General features: G+C 76.0%; 4 protein-coding genes and 1 pseudogene. 4 read left to right on the top strand and 1 reads right to left on the bottom strand.

What is annotated here, in order from left to right; genetic code table 11:
- Positions 1-409, top strand: a 409-nt coding sequence (locus tag HMPREF3165_RS10060) for a Fic family protein (RefSeq protein WP_141745046.1), incomplete at its 5' end; no start/stop codon positions are given.
- Between the two features lie 54 nt (positions 410-463).
- Here the strand turns inward: HMPREF3165_RS10060 and HMPREF3165_RS10055 are convergent.
- Positions 464-1,393 carry an HAD family hydrolase gene (locus HMPREF3165_RS10055; protein ID WP_070513085.1) on the bottom strand — a complete coding sequence of 310 codons (930 nt, stop codon included), beginning with the start codon at positions 1,391-1,393 and terminating at the stop codon, positions 464-466.
- A gap of 374 nt (positions 1,394-1,767) precedes the next feature.
- Here HMPREF3165_RS10055 and HMPREF3165_RS10050 point away from each other — a divergent pair, with 374 nt between their 5' ends.
- The 3 genes and pseudogenes from HMPREF3165_RS10050 to HMPREF3165_RS13315 all read left to right on the top strand — a co-directional run.
- Positions 1,768-2,997, top strand: a complete 1,230-nt coding sequence (locus tag HMPREF3165_RS10050) for a nucleotide-binding protein (RefSeq protein ID WP_070513082.1) — start codon at positions 1,768-1,770, stop codon at positions 2,995-2,997.
- On the top strand, positions 2,985-4,241 hold the full coding sequence (locus HMPREF3165_RS10045; protein ID WP_070513079.1) for a TadA family conjugal transfer-associated ATPase: 1,257 nt from the start codon (positions 2,985-2,987) through the stop codon (positions 4,239-4,241). Before HMPREF3165_RS10050 ends, HMPREF3165_RS10045 begins: the two co-directional genes overlap by 13 nt.
- Positions 4,238-4,776 (top strand): annotated as a pseudogene (locus tag HMPREF3165_RS13315) (hypothetical protein); the annotation flags it as partial. The gene HMPREF3165_RS10045 and the pseudogene HMPREF3165_RS13315, both read left to right, overlap by 4 nt.

Here is a 4,776-nt window from a genome sequence, read left to right as displayed (position 1 = left end):
GGGCGGTCCGGGGGGCGCGCCGCAGGGTGAGGAGCTGGCGGCGAGGCTGGCGGGGCTGGTCGATCTCATCGAGGCGCCGCAGGCGCCGGCGCTGGTGCGGGCGGCCATCGTGCACGCCGAGATGCTGGCCGCCCGCCCCTTCACCGCCGGGAACGCCGCCGTGGGGCGCCTGCTCGTGCGTCACCTCCTGGTGCGTGACGGGCTCGAGCCGACCGGTACGGCCGTCACCGACCTCTACCCCGGGCGGGTGCCGGCGGCCTACGCCGAGGCCGCCGGGGCCTACGCCTCGGGCACCATGGACGGGGTGGTGGCCTGGGTGGTGTGGCAGGCCGAGGCGGTGCTCGCGGGGGTTCAGGAGGCCCAGCGCCTGTGCCGGGCGGTGCAGGCCGGCACCTGGCGGGCCGGGTGAGTCGGGCCGCCCAGGTGAGCCAGGCTCACCCCTGCTTGAGCCCGGCCGGAGGACTCAGAGGCCGCGGGCGCCGCGCGGGCGGCGTCGGGCCACGAGCCAGGCAGCGGTGCCCCCGACAGCCAGCACGCCGGCCACGTGGGCGATGACCGAGGCTCGGGTCGACAGGCTCGGTGGCTCCCAGCGCGGCCGCAGCCGCACCGGGCGGGCGAAGTCGCGCACCGGCCAGTCCCGCTCCTGCGCCAGGCGCCGCAGGTCCCGGTCGGGGTTGACGGCGACCGGATGGCCGACGGCGCTGAGCATCGGCTCATCGGAGATGGAGTCGGAGTAGGCCCAGCACCGGGCCGGATCGATGCCGTGGGCGGCGGCGTCCTCGTGCAGCGCCACCACCTTCTCCGAGTGCAGCATGGAGCGGGAGATGCGCCCGGTGAACAGGCCGTCCTCGCCGACCTCCATGTGGGTGGCCACTGCCCGGTCGGCCCCGACGAGGCGGGCGATGGGGGCGACCATCTCGGAGATGGAGGCCGAGACCACCACGACGTCGTGTCCGGCCCGGCGGTGGCCCTCAATGAGGTCGAGGGCCTCGGCGTAGACGGCCGGCTCGATGGCCGTGGTCAGGGCGCCCTCGACGACCTCCACCAGGTCCCGGCGGCTGATGCCGGCCGACATGAGGGCCAGATGCTCCATGAGGCTGCTGGAGCGCTGGGTGCCGGCGCCCACCAGGAGGTAGGGGATCTGGGCGATGAGCCCGTAGGCCAGGGCGCGGGAGGAGATGAGACCGCTGCGCCGCATCGGGGTCCCCAGTGCCCAGGTCGACGACGTCGCCAGGATCGTCTTGTCCAGGTCGAAGTAGGCCGCCGCACGGTGCCCGGTGGGGGCCGGCCCGGCAGGGGGGAGTTCCGGCGCAGCCGGTGGGGCGGACGATGCCGTCACCGGTGACGTCGCCGGCAGTCGGGAGGGGGCGCTTGCGCGGTCCTGCGCGCTCATGGACCCATCTCACCACGAGGGGAGCTCCGGTGTCAGGCGTGTGAGCCCCGCGGTTGCCTGCGTCGTCGCCGAGGCTGCCGCGCTGGGCGGCCCCGGGCCACGGTGAGGCGCGGTGGGACGCGGCGGGCGCGGGGCCACAGGCGCGTTTCTGCGCCCCTCCTCCACAGGGCCGACGACGCCGCCGAGCGCAGCCGCAGGCGGGCCCGCACCCTGGTGGAGAGCCGTCCGCGGTGTTCCAGTACCGCTCGTGCGGGGTACCGGCCGGGGAGCCGGTGAGAGCCGCTGTGCCAACGACCGCCGGAACGGTCGATAGGCCGTGGGGATGGGCGGGGGATGGGCGTAGGACAACGTGGAGATATGCGAAGGAGAGGACGATGCCGGTGAGGATGCCCGTGAGGCAGGCGCCTGTTCCAGCGGGGAACCGCAGGGGACAACCGGGCCAGTGGGAGCAGTCGGAGGAGACGCTGACCATCCCGGCACTGGAGGAGCTCGGGGAGGAGACGGTGCAGGAGCCTGGGGAGGAGGCGCCGGCCTCGGGAGCGGCGGGAGGATCGCAGGTGTGGGACGGCCGGGACGTGTCCTTCCCTCCCCTGAGGCCCTCCGCCGACCGGCCCGTGCATCCCGGTGGTGAGACACGGACGAGGGAGAGGGGGACGAGCCAGGGACTGGCGCGCTCGGGCTGCTCACGGTCGGAGTCACCGCCGGAACCACCGTCGGAGCCGCTGTGGGCGTCCACCCCCGTCGGGACTGGCCGCGGACGTCGTGCCGCACAGGTCCTGGCCGTCACCGGCGCCCGCGGGGGCCTGGGGGCCAGCGTCCTGCTGCTGCACCTGGCGTGGGCGCTGGGCCGCGCGGGCAGACGGGTGGCGATGATGGACCTCGACCCCACCGGCGGCCTGGACCTCCTGTGCGGGCAGAGCGTCCTGACCGGACTGCGCTGGGCGGACCTGCCGGCCGAGGAGTCGGCCTTCCGGCCCGGCCACCTCGTCGGAGCCCTGCCCGCGTGGCACGCCATGCCGGTCCTCACCGGGGACGTGCGCGGAGGCCCCCTGCCGTGCGCGACGGCGGTCCTGGAGGCTATGCGGGCCGAGCACGACGTCGTGCTGGTGGACCTGCCCCGCGGGGCACCCCCGCCGCCGGGCGCCGGGGTCCTCATCGTCACCGGGCTCGACCTGCGCTCGGCCGTCGCCGCCGAGAGCATCGCCTCGCGACTGCGGGGCACGGCGCCCGGCGGTCGTGAGGCCGCCGATGCTGAAGCCGCCACGGCCGACGCCGCTGCTGGGGTGCCGGTCTGGCTCGTGGCGCGCCAGGTAGGTGAGGACGTCCTCGCTGAGGACCTCGAGCTCATCACCGGCTGCCCGGTCCTGGGACAGGTACCCACCGACCGGGTCCTGGCCAAGCGGCTGGCCCTCGGGGAGGACCCGGTGCGGTCCCGCTCGGCCCTCCGGCGCGCCGCGAGCGCCCTGGCCCGCGAGCTGCTGCCCCGGCTCGCCGACGCCGCAGCGCCGGGGACCTGCTCACTGAACCAGTCGGCGAGCCGGCCAACGAGCCAGTCAGTGAATCAGTCAGGCGATCAGCCCAGGAGGCAGTCATGGTCCCGGTAAGTCCCGGTCAGCCGGGTGCCTCCGGCGGGGGTGGGGCAGACGGCCCCGAGCTCGCCCGTGTCCGCAGCGCCCTGGCCCGCGGCGTGGGCCTGGAGGAGGCCCTCAACGACGCCGCCGCCCCCGCCACCGGACAGGTGGGGATGGCGCGCCTGGGCCAGCGGGTGCGCGCCGACGTCGACGGTGCCGGGCCGATCCTCCAGCCCCTCATCGAGACCGAGGGCGTCACCGACGTCCTCGTCGGCGACGGGCGCACCTGGATCGACCGGGGGCGCGGCCTCGAACCGATCCCCGCAGCCGCCATGGATGAGCCCGAGGTGCGGGCCCTGGCCGTGCGCATGGCCGCCTCCGCGCACAAGCGCCTCGACGACGCCTGCCCCGTCGTCGATGCCACCCTGCCCGACGGCACCCGACTCAACGCGGTGCTGCCGCCCCTAAGCGCCGATGGCACTCTCATCAGTCTGCGCACCAAGCGCCGCCGCGGCTTCACCCTGGACGAGCTGACCGCCGCCGGCACGATCGCCCCCGGCCTGGATGAGGTCCTGGCCGCCCTCGTGACCGGCCGCGCCAGCTGCCTGGTCACCGGCGCCACCGGCACCGGCAAGACCACCCTCCTGGCCGCCCTGCTCTCACTCGTCCCGGCCACCGAGCGCATCGTGTGCATCGAGGAGGCCAGCGAGCTGCGCCCCTGCCACCCCCACGTCGTCCACCTCCAGGAACGCGGCGCCAACGTCCAGGGCGTCGGGGCGGTCGCCATGACCTCCCTGGTGCGCACCGCCCTGCGCATGCGGCCCGACCGGATCGTGCTGGGAGAGTGCCGCGGCCCCGAGGTGCGCGATGTCCTCACCGCCCTCAACACCGGCCACGAGGGCGGCTGGGCCACCCTCCACGCCAACTCTCCCGCCGACGTCCCTGCCCGCCTGACCGCCCTGGGGGCCCTCGCGGGACTCGACGAGGCGGCCGTCGCCGCCCAGGCGGCCAGCGCCCTCGACGCCGTCGTCCACCTGCGTCGGCAGGCCGGCACCACCGGGGCACGCCGGTACGTCGCCTCCATCGGAGTGCTGCGGCGCGGGGTAAGCCCGGCCGGAGCGGTGCTCATCTGCGAGGAGGCCCTGCACGTGACGGGCGACGGCCGACTCAGACCCGGCCCGGCCGTATCAGCGTTGCGGGATCGGATCGGCCCACAGGCCCTGGCCCGTGCCGGCCTTGACGGACTGCCCGGGGCGGGGGAGAGGAGATCGGTATGACGGGCGCGACCAGCTGGGTGGGCGTGGCCTGCGTGGCGGGTCCGGCCGCGATCCCACCCCCGGTAGCCCACCTGACTGGGCTGGTGGGTGGGACGGCGGGAGGCCCGGTGTCGGGTGCCTGGATCGCGGCGGTCCTGGTCGCCCTGGCCGCCGCCGTGCTCCTGCTGCCGGCCCGCCGCGACCTGCCCCGCGGCTGGACCACGGGCACCCCCGCGGCCCAGGCGCGCCCGACGATGCGGCAGGCGGCGCTTGACGCGCTGCACTCCCGACGTACCGGGGCACCAGAACCGGACCTCGGCCTGCTGCTCACCGAGGTCGCCAGCCTCCTGCGCGCCGGCGCGACCCCGCAGCGGGCCTGGACGCGCGCCTGCCGGCGTGCCGGCCTCACCGAGGGTGCTGAGCCCGACGAGGACGGCGTCCCGCCCGTGCTGCGCGCGCTCGCGGACCTCCAGCACGACTCGTGGCTGCCCCGATGGAGCAAGGGGCGCCTGCGCTGGCACCCGCCCCCGCGCGGCCGGCGGGCCCGGCAGAGGCG

This window comes from Actinomyces sp. HMSC08A09, assembly GCF_001807465.1.
GTDB classification, from domain to species: domain Bacteria; phylum Actinomycetota; class Actinomycetes; order Actinomycetales; family Actinomycetaceae; genus Actinomyces; species Actinomyces oris.
Note: the sequence above shows the minus strand (reverse complement) of the source record. Positions and strands in the feature narration are given on the sequence as shown.